This window comes from Afipia felis ATCC 53690 (assembly GCF_000314735.2).
GTDB lineage: Bacteria > Pseudomonadota > Alphaproteobacteria > Rhizobiales > Xanthobacteraceae > Afipia > Afipia felis.
The window spans coordinates 3,736,774-3,760,311 of record NZ_KB375270.1; the positions used below are offsets into that span (position 1 = coordinate 3,736,774).

The 23,538-nt window shown below is 56.0% G+C and carries 21 protein-coding genes and 2 pseudogenes; 10 read left to right on the forward strand and 13 right to left on the reverse strand.

Annotated elements, in window-relative coordinates; translation table 11 throughout:
* Both pyk and HMPREF9697_RS17865 read right to left on the reverse strand, forming a co-directional pair.
* Entirely contained in the window at positions 1-1,437 is a 1,437-nt protein-coding gene (pyk, locus tag HMPREF9697_RS17860) for a pyruvate kinase (RefSeq protein WP_002718650.1), read from the reverse strand.
* Positions 1,434-2,006, reverse strand: a complete 573-nt coding sequence (locus HMPREF9697_RS17865; protein ID WP_002718651.1) for a DUF1036 domain-containing protein — start codon at positions 2,004-2,006, stop codon at positions 1,434-1,436. The genes pyk and HMPREF9697_RS17865 overlap by 4 nt, the downstream gene beginning before the upstream one ends.
* Positions 2,007-2,139: 133 nt before the next feature.
* Here HMPREF9697_RS17865 and HMPREF9697_RS17870 point away from each other — a divergent pair, with 133 nt between their 5' ends.
* The 3 genes and pseudogenes from HMPREF9697_RS17870 (at position 2,140) to HMPREF9697_RS17880 (ending at position 3,162) form a co-directional block, all read left to right on the forward strand.
* Positions 2,140-2,442, forward strand: a complete 303-nt coding sequence (locus HMPREF9697_RS17870) for a DUF1244 domain-containing protein (protein WP_002718652.1) — start codon at positions 2,140-2,142, stop codon at positions 2,440-2,442.
* Between the two features lie 179 nt (positions 2,443-2,621).
* A pseudogene (locus tag HMPREF9697_RS17875) lies at positions 2,622-2,780 on the forward strand (GapR family DNA-binding domain-containing protein); the annotation flags it as partial.
* A 100-nt stretch (positions 2,781-2,880) separates the two neighbouring features.
* Complete coding sequence (locus HMPREF9697_RS17880; RefSeq protein WP_002718654.1) at positions 2,881-3,162, forward strand: DUF2312 domain-containing protein; 282 nt, start codon at positions 2,881-2,883, stop codon at positions 3,160-3,162.
* Positions 3,163-3,264: 102 nt separating this feature from the next.
* On the opposite strand, the gene HMPREF9697_RS21080 is transcribed toward HMPREF9697_RS17880, so the two are convergent.
* From HMPREF9697_RS21080 to HMPREF9697_RS17915, 7 genes are all read right to left on the reverse strand, one after another.
* A complete protein-coding gene (locus HMPREF9697_RS21080) occupies positions 3,265-4,053 on the reverse strand; it encodes a hypothetical protein (RefSeq protein WP_002718655.1) in 789 nt (262 codons plus the stop codon).
* The gene (locus HMPREF9697_RS17890) at positions 4,040-7,465 is read right to left on the reverse strand and encodes a VPA1269 family protein (RefSeq protein WP_002718656.1); all 3,426 of its coding nucleotides are present in this window, start codon (positions 7,463-7,465) and stop codon (positions 4,040-4,042) included. Before HMPREF9697_RS17890 ends, HMPREF9697_RS21080 begins: the two co-directional genes overlap by 14 nt.
* A complete protein-coding gene (locus tag HMPREF9697_RS21085) occupies positions 7,462-8,913 on the reverse strand; it encodes a site-specific integrase (protein ID WP_002718657.1) in 1,452 nt (483 codons plus the stop codon). The genes HMPREF9697_RS17890 and HMPREF9697_RS21085 overlap by 4 nt, the downstream gene beginning before the upstream one ends.
* A gap of 545 nt (positions 8,914-9,458) precedes the next feature.
* On the reverse strand, positions 9,459-10,898 hold the full coding sequence (locus HMPREF9697_RS17900; protein WP_002718658.1) for a T6SS phospholipase effector Tle1-like catalytic domain-containing protein: 1,440 nt from the start codon (positions 10,896-10,898) through the stop codon (positions 9,459-9,461).
* Between the two features lie 14 nt (positions 10,899-10,912).
* Positions 10,913-11,896 (reverse strand): CBASS cGAMP-activated phospholipase, encoded by a 984-nt coding sequence (locus HMPREF9697_RS17905; protein ID WP_002718659.1) that lies wholly within the window; start codon positions 11,894-11,896, stop codon positions 10,913-10,915.
* Positions 11,893-12,387 (reverse strand): type II CBASS E2 protein, encoded by a 495-nt coding sequence (locus HMPREF9697_RS21770; protein ID WP_002718660.1) that lies wholly within the window; start codon positions 12,385-12,387, stop codon positions 11,893-11,895. The genes HMPREF9697_RS17905 and HMPREF9697_RS21770 overlap by 4 nt, the downstream gene beginning before the upstream one ends.
* Positions 12,388-12,391: 4 nt before the next feature.
* Positions 12,392-13,591: a nucleotidyltransferase domain-containing protein gene (locus HMPREF9697_RS17915; protein WP_040308022.1), complete on the reverse strand. Its 1,200-nt coding sequence runs from the start codon at positions 13,589-13,591 to the stop codon at positions 12,392-12,394.
* Between the two features lie 147 nt (positions 13,592-13,738).
* Here HMPREF9697_RS17915 and HMPREF9697_RS17920 point away from each other — a divergent pair, with 147 nt between their 5' ends.
* From HMPREF9697_RS17920 to HMPREF9697_RS17930, 3 genes are read left to right on the forward strand one after another with little or no spacing between them, the layout of a single operon-like run.
* Entirely contained in the window at positions 13,739-14,353 is a 615-nt protein-coding gene (locus HMPREF9697_RS17920) for a sigma-70 RNA polymerase sigma factor region 4 domain-containing protein (protein ID WP_002718662.1), read from the forward strand.
* Complete coding sequence (locus HMPREF9697_RS17925) at positions 14,350-14,775, forward strand: hypothetical protein (protein ID WP_002718663.1); 426 nt, start codon at positions 14,350-14,352, stop codon at positions 14,773-14,775. Before HMPREF9697_RS17920 ends, HMPREF9697_RS17925 begins: the two co-directional genes overlap by 4 nt.
* Positions 14,772-15,539 carry an ImmA/IrrE family metallo-endopeptidase gene (locus HMPREF9697_RS17930; protein ID WP_002718664.1) on the forward strand — a complete coding sequence of 256 codons (768 nt, stop codon included), beginning with the start codon at positions 14,772-14,774 and terminating at the stop codon, positions 15,537-15,539. The genes HMPREF9697_RS17925 and HMPREF9697_RS17930 overlap by 4 nt, the downstream gene beginning before the upstream one ends.
* A 563-nt stretch (positions 15,540-16,102) precedes the next feature.
* On the opposite strand, the gene irrA is transcribed toward HMPREF9697_RS17930, so the two are convergent.
* On the reverse strand, positions 16,103-16,606 hold the full coding sequence (irrA, locus tag HMPREF9697_RS17935; protein WP_051054000.1) for an iron response transcriptional regulator IrrA: 504 nt from the start codon (positions 16,604-16,606) through the stop codon (positions 16,103-16,105).
* Positions 16,607-16,928: 322 nt separating this feature from the next.
* On the opposite strand from irrA, the pseudogene HMPREF9697_RS21595 reads away from it, so the two are divergent.
* Positions 16,929-17,048: pseudogene (locus HMPREF9697_RS21595) on the forward strand (S-formylglutathione hydrolase); the annotation flags it as partial.
* 145 nt (positions 17,049-17,193) lie between these two features.
* Here HMPREF9697_RS21595 and HMPREF9697_RS17940 read toward each other — a convergent pair.
* Positions 17,194-17,640, reverse strand: coding sequence for a VOC family protein (locus HMPREF9697_RS17940; RefSeq protein WP_002718666.1), 447 nt, complete (start codon positions 17,638-17,640; stop codon positions 17,194-17,196).
* Positions 17,641-18,046: 406 nt separating this feature from the next.
* Here HMPREF9697_RS17940 and HMPREF9697_RS17945 point away from each other — a divergent pair, with 406 nt between their 5' ends.
* The 3 genes from HMPREF9697_RS17945 (at position 18,047) to HMPREF9697_RS17955 (ending at position 20,004) form a co-directional block, all read left to right on the forward strand.
* Positions 18,047-19,129, forward strand: coding sequence for an aromatic ring-hydroxylating oxygenase subunit alpha (locus tag HMPREF9697_RS17945; protein ID WP_002718667.1), 1,083 nt, complete (start codon positions 18,047-18,049; stop codon positions 19,127-19,129).
* A 126-nt stretch (positions 19,130-19,255) separates the two neighbouring features.
* On the forward strand, positions 19,256-19,606 hold the full coding sequence (locus HMPREF9697_RS17950) for a hypothetical protein (protein WP_002718668.1): 351 nt from the start codon (positions 19,256-19,258) through the stop codon (positions 19,604-19,606).
* Positions 19,607-19,653: 47 nt separating this feature from the next.
* Positions 19,654-20,004, forward strand: a complete 351-nt coding sequence (locus HMPREF9697_RS17955) for a hypothetical protein (protein WP_002718669.1) — start codon at positions 19,654-19,656, stop codon at positions 20,002-20,004.
* 309 nt (positions 20,005-20,313) lie between these two features.
* On the opposite strand, the gene HMPREF9697_RS17960 is transcribed toward HMPREF9697_RS17955, so the two are convergent.
* Positions 20,314-20,823 carry a DUF1643 domain-containing protein gene (locus tag HMPREF9697_RS17960; RefSeq protein WP_051053954.1) on the reverse strand — a complete coding sequence of 170 codons (510 nt, stop codon included), beginning with the start codon at positions 20,821-20,823 and terminating at the stop codon, positions 20,314-20,316.
* A 52-nt stretch (positions 20,824-20,875) separates the two neighbouring features.
* Positions 20,876-22,411, reverse strand: coding sequence for an MFS transporter (locus HMPREF9697_RS17965; protein ID WP_002718672.1), 1,536 nt, complete (start codon positions 22,409-22,411; stop codon positions 20,876-20,878).
* Between the last annotated feature and the right edge of the window lie 1,127 nt (positions 22,412-23,538).

The window sequence follows — 23,538 nt, forward strand, 5'->3', positions numbered from 1 at the left end:
TCAGATATTGGCGTCGCTGTCCGAACCGATGGTGGCGATACGCACCATGTTGGTGGTGCCGGGTGTGCCGAACGGCACGCCCGCGACGACGATGACGCGCTCGCCCGCCTTGGCAAAGCCATCGCGATAGGCGATCCGCCCGGCGCGCTGAATCATGTCGTCGCCGTCATGGGCGTCTTCCGCCACCACGCAATGCACGCCCCACAACAGGGCGAGCTTGCGCGCGACCGTGGCATTCGGCGTGATCGCGACGATCGGGCAACGCGGCCGCTCGCGCGCGACACGTACGGCGGTCGAGCCCGAACTGGTCCAGCAGATAATGGCCGGCAGATGCAGAGTTTCGGCGATCCGCCGCGCGGCGTCGGCGATGGCGTCGCCGGCCGTTGCTTCCGGCGCGGGGCGCTGCCCGTCGATCACGCTGCCGAAGGTCGAGTCGCGCTCTACCTCTTCGCCGATGTGATCCATCATCATCACCGCGTCGGAGGGATATTTGCCCGCCGCCGATTCCGCCGACAGCATCACGGCGTCCGCGCCTTCGAACACCGCGGTCGCGACGTCGGAAACCTCAGCGCGCGTCGGCACCGGCGAGGCGATCATCGATTCCAGCATCTGGGTGGCGATGATGACAGGCTTGCCCATGCGCCGGGCCATCCGTGTCATCTGCTTCTGAAGTCCCGGAACGCGCTCGACCGGCATTTCGACGCCGAGATCGCCGCGCGCCACCATGATGGCGTCGGAGGCTTCCATGATCGCCTCGAGGCGCTCGATCGCCTGCGGCTTCTCGATCTTCGACATGATCGCCGCGCGGCCACGCACGATGCGGCGCGCCTCATGCACGTCATCGGCGCGCTGCACGAAGGAGAGCGCGATCCAGTCGGTGCCGGCTTCGAGCGCAGCGGCGAGGTCGGCATGGTCTTTTGCGGTCATCGCCGAGACGGGCAAGTCGGTGTCCGGCAAGCTCACGCCCTTGCGGTCGGAGATACGGCCGCCGATCACGACGCGCGTCACCGCACGGTCGTGCGAGGTCTTCTCCGCGATCAAGCGCAGCTTGCCATCGTCAATCAGGAGAGCATCGCCGGGCTTCAGCGCGCGCAGGATTTCGGGGTGGGGCAATTGAACGCGCGTTTTGTCGCCGGGCGCGGGATCGGAATCGAGCACGAAATCCTGCCCGTTGGCGAGAACCGCCGCGCCGTCCTGAAAGGTGCCGAGCCGCAGCTTCGGGCCCTGCAGGTCGACGAGAATGCCGATCGGCCGGTTGTAGCTCGCCTCGACGCTGCGGATGGTGGTGATCAACTCCCGCATCTTGTCATGCGAGGTGTGGCTCATGTTGATGCGGAAGACGTCGGCACCCGCTTCGAACAGCTTGCGGATGGTGGCGCTGTCGGACGATGCAGGCCCGAGCGTTGCGAGAATACGGACGCGCCGCAGCCGCCTCATTGCGTCTTTCCGGGCGCGGGAAGCGGGGCAGGGGTGGGAAGGAGGCCGCCCGGCTGGCCCGCGTCGGGTGCGTTCGGCAGCCCCGGCAAGGTCGGTTGCTGACGCTGGAGATTCTGCTCGTTGGTCTCGGTCAGTTGCACCGTCCAGGAGCGCTGCTCGCCGGTGTCGACTTCGTAGAAGCCGGTACGGTCGAAGCCGCGGGCAAGGCAGTTCTCGGTGCCCTTGATGGTGAATTCCTTGTCGCGCGAACACATGAAGGCCTGGCCGGACCATTCGCCGCCGCGGTCGTAATCGAGCCCGTAGATGTAATAATAGCGTGCGACCAGCGTGCCCTTCAGCAGCGTCTCGCAGGCGTGGGAGGAGATATTCCACCAGCCCTCGGTGACCCAGCCTTCGGCGTCCTTGTAGCCGAGCGCGATGCCGACGCGGCTGGAGGTGTTGTTGCACAAGCGGAAATCGGCCCGCGCCGGCGCGGTGGACGCGCACAACGCCGGAATGGCCAGGGTGAATCCGAACAAAAGGGGCAGGATCAGGCGCAAGACAGGTAACCGCACATTCGCTTTCGGCATTGGCGCAGGCTATCTCAAACGCGGATTGAATTCCAACCGTCCGGCCGGGACCGGTAAAGGGACTGGTAAAATCCGCTGCCGGGGTTATGTGCTTGGGCAGGCAACTGAAGCAAGCCGGAGAACGAGGAGCATCATGGCCATCGACAAAGCCACCCAAACCGAGCTGGAAGCGGCCGTTTTCCGCCGTCTCGTCGCGCATCTGCAGAAGCGCACCGACGTGCAGAACATCGACATGATGAATCTGACGGGATTTTGCCGCAACTGTCTGTCGAACTGGATGAAGGACGCCGCCGACGAGCGTGGCGTGCCGATGACCAAGGACGAGGGCCGCAAGGCCGTCTACGGCATGCCCTACGAGGAATGGAAGGCGAAGCACCAGAAAGAGGCAACGCCGGAACAGATCGCGGCGATGAAGCAGGCGGCCGCGGGCCACTGACGCGTCGCGGGATCGCTGAAAAAAGCGTGAAGCAGTCAGGCTTTTAAACACAGCCTGTGGGCATTGTGGACGGCGCGGTGCGTTGCCTTGACGCAACCTGCCTGAGTGGATGATGTGACCGTCCCAAGACGCCCAGGCGAATGGCCCGCGTGCGCCTCATCAAAGTTCAGGAGTATCCGATGGCCACAGCCGCCGCCGTGAAGGAAGACGTCGCCCACCGTTTCGCCAAGGATCAGCTCAAGGCCATCATCGAGCGCATCGAGCGGCTGGAAGAAGAGAAAAAGACGATCTCCGACGACATCCGCGACGTCTATGCCGAAGCCAAGGGCAACGGTTTCTAATCTTCCCCCTTTTCAGACTATGACAATGAAATCAGATAGTTAATTGGAGACGTGTCGCCTAAGTCGTCACGGTCAGTTTGCTACTAAGGAAAACCACATGTCCGCTACCGCTCCCGCCGAAACTGCCACTGCCTCGCCTGTGAAAGGCAATGTTGCGGCCGCTGAACTGCGTCAATTTGTGGAACGCGTCGAGCGGCTGGAAGAGGAAAAAAAGACCATTTCCGATGATATCCGCGATGTGTTCGCCGAAATGAAGGGTCGGGGGTATGACGTTAAAGCGGTCCGTCAGCTCCTTAAAATCAGAAAGCAGGACGCCAACGAGCGTGAGGAGCAAGAGGCCATTCTTGATGTGTACTTGCAAGCACTAGGAATGATTTGACCGCATAGCTGGCGCACCGGCGCACGCGAATTGGAATGAGGTTTGTTTGAGCGAGGGTTCAATGCTCACCCCGACGAATATGACGCGTGCACCGCGCAAGGCTCAGGCACCGACCTTTGCGAGTGATCGAAGAAGCGCCAATTCATCTTTGGAAATTAGTGCCGCGCCGGTTCCATCTGACATTTTCACGCGAACCTTGTCGTAGATCAAATCGAACTGACGTAGTTCAGCGTTCGACGTTAACTTCATCAAGAGCCGACGAAGCGCCAAGCGATCATCGTCTGTCAGTTCGCTGGCGCTGCCGCGCATTGCCGCGGCGCTACCGTCAATCACAGCGTCGAGATCAACGGCCCACAACTTTGGCACCGCCTCGACGGCCAACCGAAGCTTGCGCTGTGCTGCGCGGCCTTTCTCGATTTCAGTCATGATCAAATGCCGGTCGCCTTGGTCTGGAATTTTCGAGATTATTGCTTCGACGCTTCGGGCTCTTGGGTGGTTTGGATGCCGCTTTTTTTGAAAGCCGTTGGCCTCGATCCGCCGCGCGTCGAGATATTTTTTGAGATTTTCATCGGCACGCAACGTGCTTGCGTTAGGACCCGGCCACAATTTAGCGCCATCTTGTCCCTTCGCAGTTTGACGGCGAATTTTTATATATTCACCCACGCTTACCGAGTTGATCCGGCGGGGTTGAATTTTAAATAATGTTGAGTCAGCACCAACCTTATCCGCATAGTCAGCAGCTTTTCCCGATGCAATGTCGTCGCATGCGGTTTTTAGCCGGTTTAACGTCTCAAGCCGTTTTTGTCCCCGCTTACTATCTATCGCCGCACGCTCAAGTTCGGCCATGATGGTCTCGGACAGAAGCATACCGACGTTGCTATCGCTCTTCATCACTATGATCCGAGATGGATGTTTGTGGTTGGGCGATAGCCTGCCGAATTTTTTGGCCCACATCCTGCAGGGCGGGCACATCTGTGAAGAGAATTTTTCCTTCGATGAACGCCTGTAGTTGGCTCGGATCACCGGCGTTCGCGATCAGTAAGTCTCCAAGTATATTTAGAGCCCGTCGAGCCGTATTTTTATCGAGGCGGTAGAAGAGATTGTCGAGGTCGTTACGAGGTATAAGGCGATATAGGGTATTGTCGTGAGCCTCCTCTGTCCCAGACGGCAGGTCGACTCGAGTCTCCGGGAGCAAGTATGTACCCACGACAAGATGATGCGCCAGCTCGAATTCGTGCACCTGTTTAAAGCTGAAGTCGACGAGAGCCGGATCGAAGTCAGAGCGTGCGGGCATTAACGCCTGATCAAGTCGGTTTTCGGCATTACTTGCTTCAAGGGCAGCTTGGCAGGCTTTGATGGTTTGAAGCTCGGCGCACCACTCTTCGTAGAGTGAGTCACGGCATTCTCGTTCTCTGCGGGCCTGCGCACGAAGATCAGAGGCAGTCCTACCGCTATCTTCAGCGATGTCGGCTTCCGCATTGATCTGCTGCTCCTTGTTCAGCGACTGCTTGATTTCAAACATCAGGCAGTTAAGCCGATGCACCAAGCCATTCAGGAACCTTGGCCCCGTTACGCGGAACCGGCATCGAGAACAGGCTCGCTGCCGGAACACCGGGGCATAGCGGCCCTCGGCCAATCGCTTGCCGCCTCTCGCACAGACGCCGCCCGGGCAAATGCCGTGGGCGAAAACATCTATCGGGGCGGATTTAGCTGACCGATGTTCTTGCAGTAGTGCCAAGCCCACTGGATCGTCGACTCCAACGGGTGTGATCGCCTCACTAATTATTTGGTCTCTGATTGCGTCGCCCTCGGAAGTATCATGGTTACCTAACTCGGCGTACGCTTTGTTCAACCGACGGTGTAAGTCGGCGTGTCGGACCTGGCGGTAGTACCATGTCATCATCACCGACGAGTGCCCCACCAAGGCTTGAATGATATCGATCGGAACGCCCGATTCATGCAGGACCGTAACCGTCGTGATTCGGAGTGAATGGATGTCGAATACGGCCGTGTCACCATTTACAAGCGGATAGGAGTATCCAAGCTCTTGTTCTACGATCGGCTGGCAATGCTTGAGTAATGCAAGCCAATAGCTGCTGGCCATCGAGTCCGATACCGGCAGATGTCTGTCGTAGTCGGGATTGCGGAATAGGGGAAATACGTTGGGTACTGAACCGTTATAACCGTAGAGTTCGCTGATGTCGGGGTCTCTCGCGGGAATCGGTACTTCGATCGGATTGTATGTTGTCTGTAATTTTGCGAGACGCGCGACGTTTGCCGCGAGTTCGCGGTCGATCCAGGGCACCAAATAGGGCGTCCCCGTTTTGTTGGTATTGACGAACATGCCGAGTTCGCTGCGCCGCCCACCCTTCTCGACGAATTCGCATATTCGCAGAAATCCTTGACGACGTCCCTTTGTCGCCATCGGCAACAAGTTTGGACAATCGGCTTTCGCTGTGAGGTCAACGCCGAATTCGTCACCCTCACCGGAATCGAGCCAGCGCGCCTGGTGTTTTCGAAGGCCGCTATGGAGAATGATGTCTATGAGAATGGGCAAAAGGGGAAAGAACACCTCTTCATAGGCCTGCGTCCTCGTATTCTTTACGATGTAGTTGTACGTTGGGCGCTGCTTTCCGAGTGTTCGAGCAAATTCAAAGTCGTTTTTCCTGTTTTCCCTAACAATGATTTCCATCACGGTTTGGTCCAATGGACGCCGTACCGATTTGGCATGTCGCGTAGGGGCTTTGCTGGCCCGATCTAACGTGACGTCGAAGGGGCAGCTACCCGTAAAGTTGTCGCGTGTGGCCGCCAACTTCCAGGCTTTTGCGAGGGTCGCAGCTCCCCGATAAGCAGTTTGGGACTTTGTTTGGGAAAAGTGACGTTTGAGGAAATTCACATATGTATCGCCATCCGGCCTCAGATTGTTAATGTGACGGGATCTCGATATGTCCGGAAACGTCTTAGGCGCCCGCCTTTCACCGAGGTGAAGAAGAAAAATCAGCCATGTATTCAAATCTCCGATCGCATTGTCGACGGATGTTGTGCCGAACGATCCCAGAAGCTCGCGGAAATATTCCGCCCAGTCTCTGACGTAGATCGGCACGTCCGACACCGGCCGGCCAAGGCACCGCTCGACAAGCACGGTATTGCGCTTATTCGGTTGATCACACCAAGAGAACGCTCTTACGCCAATTTTCCCAATTCGTCGGTTGCCGAAGAAAAATCCCGCCATGGGATGTGATGCCGCTGTCACTCCAAAATAGGAACACAGAAGCTTGAAAAGATGAGTGGCGGATGCAGACCGAACCTCGCTCGAACCGCCGCCGTCCGATGCCCATTCCTTGAAGAAGACGAGCGGGCAAGCGACTAGCTTATCACTCGCAAAGGCGTTGGACGATTGCGCGAGGGACAGAAACACGTTGAGGATATTTGCAGCGCTGGTGCTCCGCGAGACTTCCATTCGGCTCCACACCAAGTCCGCAAGCTCACGGTGCATTGCCGGTACCGCCATCCAAGCTGCGACCGGGCCCAGCTTCCGCGGATAAAGGTTTAGGATATCTTTGATGTGTGCGACTGGTTGGAGCCACACTCCTCGCATTGAAAGATACTGTGCAAACCAAGCCCATCCGAATGTTCTACCGGCCCCGCGGGCGTGGCTCCCGCGGCCAGCGGTCTGCTGGTCGTTAAAGAATGAGTGGGTATTCCGAGCGATACACTCCAACGCTTTGGCAGCGTCGTTCGTCGACGCAAGATACTCCATGATTTCACGGTCGCGTATTAGGCTTGTCTGATTGAGCTTGAGAAGCTCATCGAGGCTCGCGTCCGACTCGAGTAAAGTTGCGATTAAGCCGAGTCGAAGGTCACGCTCCAAACTTTCGACGAATGAGCCAACGCCGCCCACGTCATGCATGCGTTTGCGGGGCTTGCCGTGTGGTGTTCTGGGAGGCACGGCGCCAATCGCTACCAAGCCTTGAACTATTTGGCGTTGATGGAAGTGGGTGAATCTCGCGGCGGCGGGGGAAAAGGTAAGTCCGAACTCCATGTCTGCGCGACCTGAAATGTCTTTTTCAGATATATCGAGGGCGCCATACAATCTCCTTACCTCGGACGTTTTCATCCAGAATAGTTCGACTAACGTTCTGCGAAGCAGCATATCGAAGGCATGCCATTCTTGTCTCAGCTCCACCATCGATAGCGCGCGGAGCTGCACGTAGATGTTGGATGATGGATTGAACATGCTGCCCGGTTCATCGGGATGGCGGCGGACATTGTCGTCGTCGATGAACTCGAGAATAATTTTCATTCAGTTCGCTCGCGCGCAAAGGCTTCCCTCAGTGCCTTATGTACAAACGCATATTCGCAGTTGCCGTAATCTTCTTGGCTAACAACGCTCTTGTGGTGCATCATTACTTGAATAATTTCGGGAGGCAGCTTGAGGCGTTTTCTCAAATTGTCTCTGTAGAAATGTCTAAATCCGTGGAGTGTGCGGCCCGCCATATGCGGTTCCAAATCGACACGTACACAGGCGCGCTCAAAGGCCTTCATGGTGTTGCTGTACTTCAGCGGTTGGCCTCCGTATTCGTTGTTGGAAGTATTGATAAAAAAATATGGATGGTGGGTGGTCGTTGGATGTTGTCGTCGCAGATTTAGCAGCATTGCCGTGAGTTCTAGAAACTCTTGCGCAGGCTGCGGTTCAGACCAATAAACCCAAGACAACGACAATGCTTTATTGCTCACAAGCACGCTCTTCCAGCCAGCTCGCATCGGATGCTTGTCGGGATAGTAGGGCCGGGGAACGAGTCCGTATTTGTCGCGTAGATACTTGAGGCGTGTCCTTGAACTATCGCCGAAATCACCTACGAAGCGTGACTCAACCGGGTCAGCGAGAATGACAAGTGGCTCAGCTTGGGTAAAACCTCTTTCGAATTGAGCGATCATGCTCCCAGGCATGATGTCCACGCACCAGATGTTCAGAGCTTCGCTTACCCTCATCCCACCATAAGCAAGCAAAGTCCAAAGTGCCTTAAACGAGGGGTTCTTTTCGGCGCCGATGATCAGATCTACCTCGTCTTGAGGCATTGTACGACCTTGGGAAGAGCGTCTGGTAGCTAAGCTCGCCGATGGTGTTACGCGTGGTGGATGGTAGCGCTCGACGCCAAGCAATTTTCGATATCGCTCGCGATGGCCTCGCAGATGCAGAAAGAAGTCCCGTTTCGAGGTGGTCGGAATATCGAGGTGCTGGATATTCTTTAAGCCTACTGGGCGGTCCAGCAGCAAAAGCGATTGAAAACGATCATTGCAAAACTGCAGATAACTCACGATGGTTCTGAATTCAGAAATTGCTGTAGATCGTTTCACCGGATTCCAGAGCGTAAGCTGTTGGCTATCTGGATCGTCAGGCATTCGCTCGCCAGCTCGAAAGGCTGTGTAATTCCAGACAGCGGTTGGCAGAGTTTCTGCCGTTAATTCGAAATCTCTAAAAGCGATTGACGTGTACTCATAGAGTCGTCCAATCGTGCTGAGCATCATCTTCGCGGGCGATTTACTATCAAACGTTAGGACGTTGCGGATCCATTCTATCGGTTCTCGCGGAATTGCAGCTTCTCCGTCTTGATCCCTCACGACCAGAACGGGCCGAAGATGAGGCTTTCTCCTCGCTCGCACTGTCAGCACAACAAAAGCCGGTCCTTTGTTGTCTAGACAAATAACCGTCGAGTTGCGGGGGGCATCGGAGGGATTTTCAGAGGACATCTGTTGTCTCTTCAATCGCTGCGTGCCGGAAGTATTTCCGCACGACGGTGTACAGAGTTGTCGGAAGTCATTCGTGGGAAAGTTGGATCCGCAAATTGCTCCTGGCGGAGATAAATCGAAAGCACTTTTGCGCGCCGGTCTTCACGCAAACGAAATCCTTCGCTCTGCTTGCATGATCGAGCATTGCCGTAAAACGGCGTTCCGGGATATTTTTTGAAGACCGAGGCGACACGATGCCAACAAGATGAGCGAGATATTCACCCGCGTCCCGACGCTAAACAATGTTGTCAGTCCCGCCGACGGCGACTCAACCAAGTGTTACGTTACTTCTATGAATTTGGCGAGGCAAGCATAAAGTTAATAATATCAATCTGTTATCGAGTACTTGAAAATCTTGCGTCTTCAGGAGGCTTTATTCCAAGGATTCGATTGGGCTTTGCTGCTGTTGGTGCGGTCGCCCGGGGTGTTTCCTAAAACTGCGGAAAGAGTCTCGCTGGAAAAGTGATGTGAAGTGCGCAGCAGTGTGACGGAGCCGGCGTAATTTTTCAGGATCTTTCATCTGCCCGTTCTAACGGAGACACGTAATACCCCTTGACCTTGACATGTGATCTTAAGTTTTCCGGGCGATATGGCATCCGTTTATAATAGTGCTGGACCCCGCCGTTAGCAGCAAATCGTTCTAGCACGGTTGAGTGCAGGATCGCTTCGTTCTGAATTTCACGAAGACCTTCATTCCATTTGAAGCGACCACCGACGTATCCAGGCTCTCGCTCGTCGTGCTGAGGCCCGAGCGAATCCGGGTTTAGCCTCAGATAGCTATCGTCGATCTTGATGCCGAAGCCATCGAGTGTATTTCCATCGGGCAGATTTTTAGCAGCGTGAACCATCCATCCAAGTGAAATATCGGAAAGACGTGCTTCGTTCTCCGGATAACTTCCCCCGACGTCGGAATGGTTTCCGGCGAACCACACCTGTTGTAACCAGTCCGGATACTCGTCGGGGCGTTCTGGCCCCTTACTGTGCGATCCGCCCCAAGGAACGCGTGCGAAGTCAGCGCGGTTCTCGTCGATCGACATGGCGTGGCGAGCGTACCAAACGGCATTATTCAGATGTAGGTCGTAGAACTTCATCTTCGGCGAGGCGATATGGAGTGTCTCGTAGAACGAATAGCCGGGCAGGTCGTGGGCATATTTTAGGTGTGTAGCGACGTAGCCGCCCGCCGCCGTAATCGCTGCAGCGACAGTTGCCCACAGGACGGTCGGAAGAAAAGGAAAAAAGAAAAATGATTGCATATAGCTGAGGATTGCAATGAAGCCGGCGGCCCCAGCGACCAGCGCGGCGGAGAGCGTATAGCTGCCGAGGGACGCAACGGTGTCGAACACCCCGATGAAGAACGGAGCGGCGTTGGCCGCGCTCCCTGTGTCGCTGCCATATCGCTGGCGGAAGCGTGTTGCGAGCGCTTCGCGTTGCGGCAGGTACACGGTGTCTTTCGGGGAACTGACGTGCTGGTACACATTCTTCACGGCCTCGCGTGCTACGCGGGTTGTCGTGCCGATGTCACGCCGGAGCGGTGACCCGTCGGCCATAGTCGTCGGAATACCGCACTGGCCCAGCATGGCGGCAAGACAGCGGACTGTGTAGGCGCCACGGCTGAACCCAAAAAGAAAGATGCGGTCGCCTGGCTCCCACATCCGGATGATGGCAGCATAGCAGTCGATGATGTTTGTCGTGATGCCGAGTCCCGTCGCCTGGCTGACCACGTTGTGTAGCCAGCGGTAGGCGCGCGTGACGAAGAGCGTACTATCCGGCGGTTGGGAGCCGAGGCCAGCGTCGTAAAAGGCAAGCTGTTCTCGTGGGTTGATCCCAGTGTCGGGCCCGCAACGGGTCGCCCTATAGAGCTTGTAGATGTTGGAGCGGTTCTCGTCCGGACGCAGGCCGCCTGCCTGGCCGGTGCCGTCTGAGAAGATCAGGATATTCTTGGGCATGTCGTCCTCGCCGGTCAGAGAGAGTGAAAGGGAACAAAGGGCTCGACCTCGCGGTCGAAGAAATGGCGCCGAAGTTCGGGCAGTTGCTCGCGGGCTTCGGTGAATCCGCGGTTCTTCATTTCCGCGATGCGTTCTGCGTCGTCCATCGTGTAGCGGCCGGCTGGTGCCGTCTGGTCAATGCGCCAGATCGCACGATGGTCGTGGCCGTCGCCCGTTACGATCTTCGCCGTGCCCAGTGCGCTGTGCGATTGGCCGGCCATGAACAGGCGCGCGACCGACGAAGCCATCGGGATCTTGCCCTTCCAGCGCGGTGCAGCCTTCGCGTCGTTGATGGTGCCGATGCTGAGAATCTTCAGCCTGTCCGCGGGCCAGTTCAGCATTCCTACCGCTTCGATCGTGGCCACTCCGATCGGGTTGTTCGCCCAGACGCCGCCGTCGATGAGTTCGATCGCATCGTCGGTCATGTGGGGTTTGAGGAAAGTGGGTGCGGCGGCGGTAGCCATCGCTGCATCCAGCGCCCGAACGCGAAAGTCGGTCTCGAGCCGGGGATGATGGGCGGTTTTGTAGATGTAGACGCGCTCAAGCATCGGATGCCATGCGGGAACGACTAGACGCGTGCGGCTATCGCCGAGCCGTCGCTCGCCGAGTACATCGGCGAGGGCATCATGAAGTGGTTGCGAGGAGTATTTCGTTCCGAACCAGTGCATCGCTCCGCGCAGCCGCCGCCGCACGAAATTGCCGATCAACCCGTGCTGTTGATCGAAGATCGATGGTCCCCGCTCCTCGTAGAGCTTCAGGATATCCTTGGCCGACAGCCCGAGGCCTAGGCCAATTGCAATGATGCCGCCCGTCGATGTCCCCGCGATCAGGTCGAAGTAATATCCGATCGGCGAGTTCAGATGATCTTCCAGTTTGGCGAGGAAGGCCGCGGGAAACACGCCGCGGATGCCGCCACCGTCAATCGACAGAATCTTGTAGGTGCCCGCTCCGTCGTTCATTCTCCACTCCCCATCTCCAATTCGTCGGGCTGGTGTACTCCCAGCTGACGTCGGCTTCGCCGGGTCCGGGAGGCTTCCGTTGGATGTATGCCCCCGCCCTTCCATTCTCCCGAGTCGAGCCAATCTTCGAAATAGAACAGCCAAAGAGAGGTCCAGGGTACGACTGTCTGGTCGAGCCGCATCCACGGCTGCCACTCTCGTGTCCCCGGCAGGTAAAGACAGAGTCGCGTGGGGTTACGGTATACGTGAGGGAGGCAGCGGTTGCCGGCGAGAACCTCGATGTCCGGTTCGTCGACGAAGACCTTGGGCGATGTGCCGCAAGCCATTTCGATGCGGATCAGGTAGTCGCGGCTCAACGGCGACGGCGACGTGGCGTAGCTCCACGTGAAGCGGCCGCCTCGCAAGGTACCGTCTCCCGCGCTGAGAGGATTGCTCCGCAGGTTCACATATTGCTGCGCAACCGTCAGCGCTTTTGGCCGCCCGAGGCGCATGATGTTACGGACCGTCGCCGAAAAAGGTGTTGGCGCGAACCGGCGTCGCGCTCGCCGCGGTGCTCATGATCAGTCCTGCCGACCGGGTGGCCAAGAGGCGGTTGGTGCGGCGCGCTATGTCGACGCGTTCTGTCAAGGTGTCCATCACCTTGTTCGCCGGTGCCGTACCGAAGATATCGCCGAGGCCCCGCCGCACCTGGTCGAGACCCCGTGCAGCGGCAAGGTGTTCAACGTCGGCAACAACCTTGCTGTGCCACTCGAAGAAAGCCGTCGCCCTCTCGGGATGCCTGTTCCACTTTTCGCAGAAGTTTTCGCCGGCAGTGGTCTGATTCCACAGGCACCACATCACACGACCCTCGGTCATGCTAGTCTGCAGCATCTGCGGCATCCGGCGGAGCACGTCAACGATCAAGTCGAGTTCGTGATCGTACTCGAAGTTGCTGACGCACGTTTCATAGGCCCGCGAAGCCAGCGTCGTGATGATGATCGAGAGCGGGGCGAGCCCTTGGTCGTCGTCGATGAAATGGATGTCACGGTGGCGCTTGGCGATCTGCACGATGCGGCGCAGGATGCCCTTGAGCCGTTTCTCCTCTGGATACGGCTCGACCTGTGCGTTGGCATGTGCGCTGTCAAAGGCTTTGCCAAACACGGATCTGATGCGAGGCAGCAGGGCCGCGCGCCGTTCGAATTTGGCGCGGTAGCCCTGCGGATTTGATGCCTTCCACGTCTTCAGCGTCTTGTCGGGAACCAATTCGCCGCAGAAGCGGCATTCAGGGTTCGGGATCGAGGGGGTGATGTCGAGGTGGAATTCGTTGGCATAGTCAAGACGCCAGCAGCGCGGCATTTCCACCAAGAGGGGAGCGTAGTGGCCGTTGCTCCGGAGACGGTCTCCAATACGTTGCTTCAGCAGAGCTGGCGACACCGTAAGGTCGAGGTCTGCAACATGGGCGACCAGGTCGACGTCATGCTCGTTCTTTCCAATCGGCTTCACCGTGGTGCCGATGGCGACCGAGCCCTGGAGACGGATCGCGATGGAGGTCAAGAGCCAATCGTCGGCCGCAGCGAGCCACTCGCCGACGCCTTCGTAGCGCTGCTTCGCGAGGTCACGCTGGTGGGCGGATGGCTCCAGATGCTGGCAGGCCTCTTCGATCAGGTCCACCAGTTGCGATTGGCGCAATCGCGCTCGTTCAGCAATGTAATTCATTGTTCGACACCGTTTTTCGACTATCGTGCTTCCGGATTCGTCTCGAAAACCGGCGCCTCTATAAAGTCATGCCCCCGAGACGGCCCTTTCGGACTCGATTATTTTTGTCCGAAACAAAGGCTTGCCCGGCATAGGTAGTATGGAGCCATGGACGACGTGACTCACCCGACCATCACGGATCCGGCGACACACGACGCGGAGTACCTGGACTATGAGCAGGTGGTCGCGGCCGTGGACGGGTTAACGGATCTCGAACGCGCTCGGCTGGCCAAACTTGAACAGCGGCATCTGGAAGGGACCGACTTAGCAGCCGGCGATCTAGTCCAGGAAGCCATCTGCGTCGCCCTTTTCGAAAAGAAGAAATGCCCTCACACCACGCCGTTCATCGCCTTCCTCGCCCAGTCCATGCGGAATATCGCGAGTAGGAGGCGCAAGAGACTCAAGCGCCAGGTACCGATCGCCGGCGGCGCAACAAAGGATGAAACCGATGATGAGTTCGACCTCAAGGACGATGCGCCTGACGCTGAAGACCAGATCATTCAGGCCGAAAGAGAGAAGCGCGCTGTCGAGATTTGGAGCGTGCTCGAGCCCCTTTATGGAGTCGATGAGGAGATCAGTTTGGTCCTTCTCGGATGGGAAGAGGACATGAGGGGCAAGGAACTGCGCGAATTCGCAGGAGTAACGCAGGACCGCCTCGACTACATCATCAAGAAAATTCGTAGGATCGCGGCCAAACACTATCCGAAAGGATGGCAGTTATGAGCAAGGTGCCAAGCGATAGAGAGCGGTTGTCTAAAATAAGCAAAGCGATCGACGACAGCATTCTCGATGTGTCCGAGAAGGACCTGCGGGAGGAGTTCGCTCAAGATGGGGACGACTTTGATAAGGCGGTTACCCGCGTCGATTCCGCGATCGAACGTGCGAAATTTCGCGCAGCGAGGGTGAAGTTCGATCGCGCTAAGAGCGAGGCGAAGGCCTATCGCGAGGGGGGCAACATCACGCCGTTGGACTTGGACAAGGCCCGCCGGCGATTGGACGAGATGCGAACCGGCGATCTCACCGACACCATGATGGCGGCGAGAAAGGGAGGCAAGCTGTCCGATCGCGATGAAGCTGGCATCGTCGACGATCTTGCTCGACTGCAGGCGCTTGAAGACGAAGCTGAAGAAAAAGGCGAAGAATGACGAAGCCGACACCTGCGGAAAGGATGCTCCTCGATCTTGGCATTATCGAACCGAAGGACATCGATCTCGACGCGATTGCTTGGACCCGCGGTGCGGTGGTCAACTATCGCCCCATCGACAATTGTGAGGCAACCATCGTTGGTTCGAAACGTCGCGCTGTCATCTCCGTAAATAACCGGAGTACGCCGGAACGCAGGCGGTTTTCGCTGGCTCATGAGCTAGGTCATTGGCACCACCATCGCGGCCGCGTTCTCTTCTGCGGTAAGAACGACGTATGCAATTTCGCGAACGATGCCTTGAACCCAGAGCGCCAAGCGGACGGCTTCGCTTCCGACCTCATCCTGCCAAACTACATGGTAGACCCACGTCTGCGGAAGATGAAGAGGCTCACGTTGGCCGCAGCGCGAGACCTCGCCAATGAGTTCTGCACCAGCCTGACTGCGACCTTGTTCAAGATGACACTCTTGAATCGATTCCCGATGATGATCGTCTGCCACAACAAGACTAAAAGGCGCTGGTTCGAATCCGCGCCGATGCTTCAGCCGTGGTGGAAGTGGCCGACCAAGACGTTGGATCGTCAGACCTTTGCTGCGGACATGCTCTTCAACGGCGCCGCGGAGCAGAATTTTCCTCGCAAGATGCCAGCCGACGCCTGGTTCGACTTCAAGGGGTGCGACCGGTATGAAGTCGAAGAGCAGTCGTTTCTTCTTCCGGATGACGAAATTCTAACGATACTCAAGCTTCCGGACGAAGCAGTCGCCTAACGAATGCGGCGTATTTTGCAATCGCTCTCTGCTATACCGAGGTCCTTCCACCGTTCCCAGAATGATGTCAGTCGGCTGCGCCCGGAAATTTAAAGTTGGGCTACGAACGCAAGATCTTCTAGCGGCATTGAGCCGAAGAGAGCGTAGCGTCTTCATCTGGTTCTTCATCGACGGAAGGAATCATACGATCATCATGCGTACAGCGCTCACCGAATATACGCCAAAGGACAGATGATAATTTGATTGGGGCCGCTCTGGCACGTAGCTAGTCCGGCCTTCGGTGCTAAAAGTAAGAAGCTGATCCAAATAAGCACGAAGAATCCAAGAAGACAAAAATTCAGTATTGCCGACCAGTTTTTCATTTAGAGTACCGCTACGCAACTTGATGCCGGATTTGGCCCGTCTATGCATAAGGTTAGCCCGCACGGTCCAAAATGGATTTCAAAGAGAACCAGAAAACAATTATTGCGACTGAACGAAAATGATTTTTGACGGTGCTACGCGCAGGCGTGAACAATCCGTTATTGACACTTCGGATCGGGACTTTGGGTGAATTTGAAAGTTTATGCAGTGGAACGCGGCGTTCGCTGCTTCTTGCGTAGCCGGACGACCATATCGAGGCGGGCGATCTCGTAGCCTTCCGGCACTTCCGGCACCTGCTGCAGCATCAGGTTCTGGTCAGGAATATCGACCAGCTCGTGATTGCTCTCCAGGTAGAAGTGATGGTGCGAGGTGACATTGGTGTCGAAATAGGTCTTGGTACCGTCGACGCTGACCTGACGCAGCAGGCCCGCTTCGGTGAGCTGGTTCAGCGTATTGTAGACGGTCGCGAGCGATACCGGCACCTTGGCGAGCGTCGCTTCTTCGTAGAGCATTTCCGCAGTCAGGTGACGATCGCCCTTGCCGAACAGGAGCCAGCCGAGCGCCATGCGCTGGCGGGTGGGGCGCAGCCCGACCGATTGCAACATCTCGTTGACGTCATGCCACGGACAGCCGGTGAGCGTCGGCGTATGACCGGCATCACCTCGGCGATAGTCCAGCGCTTCTGTGTCGCGAGAATGCTCAATGTGGCTAATACTGTACTCGATGCTCTTCAATTCAAACTCCTGTAGCAGGCAATACCTGAAATCCAATTGCAACGCTGTGATACTTCGAAGGGAGAGAAATAAGTTAGCCTGATCGGGTGAGATAATTAGGCGGAGAATCGAAAAACTGTTTCGCATTTTTCTGCGAAAATTCATCCTGATGGGTATTGTGCATGAATGGGTCGATCGAAATCGAGCCGATGATTACCCACGTTCTGAAACTGGAAGAAATCAACAAAGGATTCGACCTGATGTATCAGGGGAAGTCGATCCGTTCGGACTAGAATTACTTGAGGGCGCTTGAGCACAGGCAGGCATCCCGCTGACGCTGCGCCGTCAGAGTGGCTATAATCATAGCTACTACTTCATCTCCACATTCATGGATGCCCATCTTCGCTGGCATGCAGCCCGGCTGAAATCATAACGCGGTTGCTTACTGCGATAGCGGTGTACCGTGGAGCAAGTGACAAGAGGTTAGTTAGCCTTCACTGCGTGCTCGATATTGCCGTAATAGCCCGTTTTGGTCTGTGGCGTTTGCCGCAGACCAAAATTAGTCCCTGGATATTCAGTCAGAGATCGAGATGGGGGGCAGTTTCTCCATCGGGCAAGCTGGTCGCAGTAATTCTTGCGATATTTCCCTCGGGATCCTGAAAGACCAGTTGCCAGTGTCCGTAGTAGGTCGGAAAGGGTTCTTTGACAATTTTTCCACCCAGTTCGGGTAACCGACGAGCAATGCTGTTCACGATGGCCGGATCGTCGACGACAAAAGTCAGCATCGTGCCAATTGGGAAATCGTTTCGGCTTTTCAATTGCCGCTTGCCAAGATTCAATAACGGATACGCGGCAGTACCGTTGAACGCAATCTGTACTCCGTTCTGGGTCAATACGGCGTATATCGAGGTGGATGCTTCTTTGATTTCCTCCCACCCTACGATCTCTGCATAAAAATTCTTCTGTCTCGTGACATTTTCGCAGAAAAAATTGAACATGGGTTGGAATACTACGTCATGTGCCACAGCATTTTCCTTCCTTTAGTCGGCCATACGGCTCTTTGCATATTCTTGTGATGCATTCGCCTGTTACGCGAGCCTTTGAGGGCTATTCACGTTTGCGGCGATGCTCCAGCATTCTCAACCTGAAAGCCGCAGAGCGGCTCGGGAAGCTCGATGTTCTGGACACACCGTTCCGCTTTTTGAACGGTGAATAGGAAGCGCCGCATGAGGAGGATCAGCCGCCAAGTCGTTCCACTATCTCAGATAAGAATCGATCAATTCTTTGGACACGGTGTCTCAGATTCCAACCTTCCAATGGCGCGCTGATAATGACACATCTTATCAGATGTTTAGGTTGTCCTTAGTGGGCAGAACCTCAACTCCATAATGAAGCTTCACAAGAAGCACGAGCCATCTACAGGAGGATGCAATGCCCGAGCCGACCCCCCTTATCAAGGATCCGACGTTTCTTCGCCACTTCTGGCATCCCGTAGCGACAGTTGACGAATTCGAGCAAGCTCACCCATTGGGCAACGGTCCAATGGCGGTAACTCTCCTTGAGGAGAGGATCGTTCTTGCTCGACTCAATAACGATCTCGTCGCGATGAAGGATCAATGCGTCCATCGATACGCGGCCCTGTCCAAAGGAAAAGTGCAGGGCGATCAGCTTCAATGCCCGTATCACGGTTGGAAGTATAATGCGGACGGAAAATGCACCTACATGCCAGCGTGCCCGACACAAAAAATCGCGTCTCGGGCGCGAGTCGATAAATATGAATGTCAAGCTAAGTATGGCCTCATCTGGGTCCGCCTCGATAGCTCTTGGGGCGTAACCGAGATTCCGTATTTCAGTGTCGCCGACGATCCAAAGATGAAGATCGTGGTGCAGGAACCATACTGGTGGAACTCAAGCGCGCCGCGGCGTTGGGAAAACTTCACCGATTTCTCTCACTTTGCGTTCGTTCATCCGGGCACGCTATTCGATCCAAATAACGCCGAGCCACCTGTCGTGCCGATGGATCGCGTTAATGGACAGTTTCGTTTCATCTATGATACGCCGCCAGGTATGGACGTGCCGGATAAAGCTCCGATTGGTAATTTTACGTATCATTGTAGCATGCCGTTCGCGATCAACCTTGCAGTTCAGAAATATGTAGGTAACACGCTGCATGTTCTGTTTAACGTTTCTTGCCCTCTTGATAGCAAGCGGACAAAGAATTTTCTTATATTTGCCCGAGAGAAGAGTCTGAACGATTCGGATCATCCTCATATTGCTTTTAATGACCTGGTGTTCGCGGAAGATAAGCCTGTCATTGAATCGCAGTGGCCTGAGGAGATTTATGAAGACGAGCTCTCTGTAGTAACGGACAAAGTTTCTGTCCAATACCGCAAGTGGATGAAGGAGCTAGAGGCTGCGCACGCGCAGGGCAAGGAAGCGTTTCGACGCGCATTATATGACTCTGTCATCGAGAGCGACCGTACGTATCCGGATGCGATGGCGGTGGCGAAGTAGGGCCGGACAGTATAGACCTCCGCAATTTCCTGAAGGAAACTGCGGAGGTCCCGCGGGTCTTTGGCTTCGATCCAGGTGGTCCTAGCGACAGCCCTATCCTTACCCAATGATATAAGGTGATGAAAGATGGCGGTCCATTTCGCTACCGATCGCGCGAGTCTTTTGCTTGATGAATTTAAGGCGAGAATTAATCAGTCGGAAGAATTCGGTCGCATTGAGACTTGGCATCAAAGTGATGACGGGGTGTCTTATACCCACAAAGACAAAGACTGGAAGGAGCGGGCGTGGTTTAGGCCTCGTGTAGAAAATGACAAATTGACCTTTAATATAATTAGATCTAGCGACTGGGATGCGTCAGCGGCGGTCTATTCCTTCTATCATAGCGAGATCATCGAAACTTTCTTGAGGTATTTAGATTTGCGTTTTGAAGGCGCGATAATTACGCCGCGGTGCTCGGACGGGGACGAGTATCAGTAGAGTTGTTCTGCGCTTCTACCTCCCGGTCAAAAAAGGGTTATAAGGAAATGGCCGTTTACTTCTTTACTGATCAGCCGCAAGCTCTGCTCGATAAGTTTAATATCCGAATCCGACAAGGTGAGGCGGTCGGGAGAATCCATACCTGGATAAAGGGCTCTGATGGTTCGTCCTATACGCATTCAGACGACAATTGGATAAACAAATCTTGGTTTAAAGCTCGTGTGGATCAGGATGCTCTCGTTTTTAATATTATTAGACCAGAAGATAGGTATGTGTCGGTGAAAGCCTATGCTTTCTATCATGGGCAGATAATTAAGACGTTTCTAAATCATTTAGACCTGAACTTTGAAAGCTTGGCGCTTTCGCCGAGATGTGAAGACGGCGATATTAACGCTTGAGATTAAAGATATCGATTGTGGATGCACTAACTGAAAACTAGCTTTTGGCGAATGTCTGAAAGGCTTCTGAACAAATATGGAAGTCTTGCGATGATCGGAAGTCGTATAAAACTGACGAAAATCCCAAGTGGAGCAATGGCTATCACCGCCGTGAAGCTTCTCGCGCCCGGGTTCATAGTGCAGAATATGATTGTGATGGCTGGTGTCCCGGTAATCGTAAAAACCGTTATGGAGAACTTTGTCCCTCGGCCTTTAACCGACAGTTTCGCCCTGTCGTTTTAACAGCCATTTTGAACGCCACTCACGACGCTAAAAGCGAACCAAAGGACTATTCGATTTGACGTATAGGGGATGCCGGGGAGCCGCGTTGCGCAACGTCCGGCCTAGGCACCACAGTTCATGCCCTTCAGATTCCAGGCATCTCACCGTTTCAGTTGCAAACGTCTGGAAGGATCTGTGAAGATCTCCGTGACATACAATGATCCGGGCAGCATTAGCCGCCAACTTGATGATGACTGGGAGATTTCGCTCGCTGCGAGCGGGCTCCTCAAGCAGCGCGAGATCGCGTGGCTTTGTTGCGCGATAATCCAAGATGTTGACTTTGAAGTAACGCTTGAAGCTTAGGGCATCATTTGTAAACTTCATCTCGCGAGCGACAGTTGGGTCGTTGGCGTAGGCGTCCGCCGTGCTGGGGTTCATGCCAATCCACAGAGCATACGGATCAGTTGGCTGTCCCCATTCGCGCGACAGCCAGAGACGATATTGTCGGCGCGCGCCGAAGTATTCAGCGTCGCCTTTTACCCCGTCGGGGAGTCTCATTCGCCGCTTCCCGCCGGGATCGTGGTGCTTCGATTCCATTCTAATAAGCCTATTACTGTTCCGTCGCAGCGGGTGATGGCTTGCCGCCATCAAGCGGACGTTCTTCCATCAAGGCGAACAGCATGGCGGATATCGCCATCAGAACCGCCGCCGCGAGAAATACGAAGCGGAAACCGGTGATCATATCGCCGGACGCCACGCTGTGAGCGCCGGTGGCTCCTTCGCCGATTGGAATATCCTGTCCGACGGCCGCGAGCAGGATCGCGGTGAACATGGCCACCGCGAAGGACGACATCAGCGCACGGAAGAAATTCATCGCGCCCGTTGCGGTGCCGACCTGCGAACGCGGCACCGCATTCTGGATCGACACCACGCTCACCGGGAAACAGGTGCCGATCCCGAGCGCAAGCATGGCGAGCAACGAAAGCAGCACCCAGAGCGGCGGCGCGGCGAGATGCGCCATCAGCAACAGGCAGCTCGCGGCCACCGAAGCGCCGCCGACCGCAGCCCACTTGTAGCGCCCCGTCACCGCCATGAACTGTCCCGCGCTCCATGCGCCCAGCACCGACACCGCGACCAGCGGGATCAGTGCGATGCCTGCTTCGCTGGCGCTCAGTCGATAGACGGATTCGTAATAGATTGGCAGGTGGACGATCATCGCAATCATCGTGCCCATCGCGCTACCGCCTGCGACCATCGAGTACGGCACCACCGAGCCGCTGATCAGCGGCAGCGGCAGGAACGGCTCGTCCGTCGTGCGCGCATGAACCACGAAGGCCGCCATCAGCACGGCAGCCGATCCCATCATGGCGAGGATCGTCGGCGACAGCCACGCGAACTTGTGGCCGCCCCAGGTTAGCGCCAGCAGGAAGATCACGGCGGACACCATCAGCAGAAGGCCACCTGCCCAGTCGAGCTTGCGGCGACGGTGGTAGTCAGGAATTTTGCGCAGCCGGGGCAGCAGCAACATCAGCGATCCGACGCCGATCGGCAGGTTGATCCAGAAGATCATCGACCAGTGCAGATGCTGTGCGAACACGCCGCCGAGCACGGGGCCGCCGATGCCCGCCGTCACCCACACCATGCTGATGTAGCCCTGATAGCGGCCGTAGTCGCGCGGCGTCACCACGTCGGCGATCAGCGTCTGCACCAGCGGCAGGATGCCGCCGCCGCCGAGGCCCTGCAGGCCGCGCGCGAGAATAAGAAACAGCAAGTTCGGCGCCACCGCACACAGCAGTGAGCCGACCAGAAACAGCACGTTCGCCGCAACGATCATCGCGCGGCGGCCGTAAATATCCGCCAGCGCGCCATAAACCGGCGCCACCGCTGTCGAGGACAGCAGATAGGCGGTGATGACCCAGGACAGATTCGACACGTCGTGGAATTGCGCGCCAATGGTCGGCAGCGCGGTTGCGACGATGGTCTGGTCGAGCGCGGTCAGGAACAGGTTGCACAACAGGCTCAGCACGATCGGTAGCACTTCACTGTGCGGCAGCATTGTCCGGCCGCGTGGCATGGAATCCTCGATCAGGACAGCCTCACCAGCGATAGCAGCCAGATCGTCCTGCGCCAGCGGTTCGCCCTGCATTGGATGCTCCGATTGTTGAGTTCTAATCATGCGACCCGCGCGCGTCTGCGCGAATTACCCGTTCAACTAGGTGGGGTGGAATGAATAATGTTTCGCTTAGGCCGGCCTGCGTCGTTAGTAGAGCGTGAGCATGGGGAAGTTTTGCCCATCGCGTGACGGCTAAGATATCGGGATTGGGAATCACGCAGCATAGAAGGACTTCGTACAGTTATCGTTGCCCGTATGAAAATCCAAAAATTCCACTCCGGACAATTTCAGGTTGGTGCTTCGCCTCTGTCGTCGTTTCGGAAGGCGGGGTGGCTGCTATACTGGAACAGCTCATTCCGTAGACAAGCTTGCCGTCCTCTGTGCGTCCAATAGGTTTACAAGGATCAACTACGGCCCGAGGGTGGCTGGTTCTCGTAGTCGAGTTCGTCTGCGCCTCTGCGACGAGAGGCACGAGCAGTTGTGTTATTACTGCGAGCCCCTGAATTAAGTATCTCATCGGATATCTCTCCTCATTAACATTGTGCGTAGATTGAAGCCAAAGCCCACACTTGCAGCCGATGCTGATTGACAGGCTGCTTTTAAATCACGGAATTCAGAAAACTGCCCACCGTGATTTCGGCTTGCTGTTTGAAACAGTTTCTGGAAATTCGCAGAATGGCGATTCAGCAGCCGAAGCTATAATCATTTCGGCGCTTGAGACATGCCGACCCGTGCCTCTCCCGGGCTACTTGCGGTGGTGCGTGGCTGTGCAAGTTGAGATAATCGAACGAATGACCCTCGCTCGATTGGTGCAGCAATACGCTCAGTGTCAGTAGGCCAACAACTCGCTCCGTCAGCTACGGCGGAGTTTTTTTTTGAGAAGAGATTGTTCGCTTTCGTTCCCGAGGAGGTGTGAGCGGCAGCAGGCTCTACGCCCATCAGAGATCAACCGTTCGCCACCTCGCAGCCAATTCGCTGGAGGTCTAATTAAGCCCGTGTACATATTTGTGATGCGTTTCCTGGGAGGAGCAGTCTGATCTCGTCTCAAAAATTGTCCGAGGTGCAAATCAGCGTTCAAGCATTTGAACGATCAGTTTAACTGCGACGTCTATGCTTCGGGCCAGCTTCAACGATATTCTGGTGTCATAAGAATGTTTCTC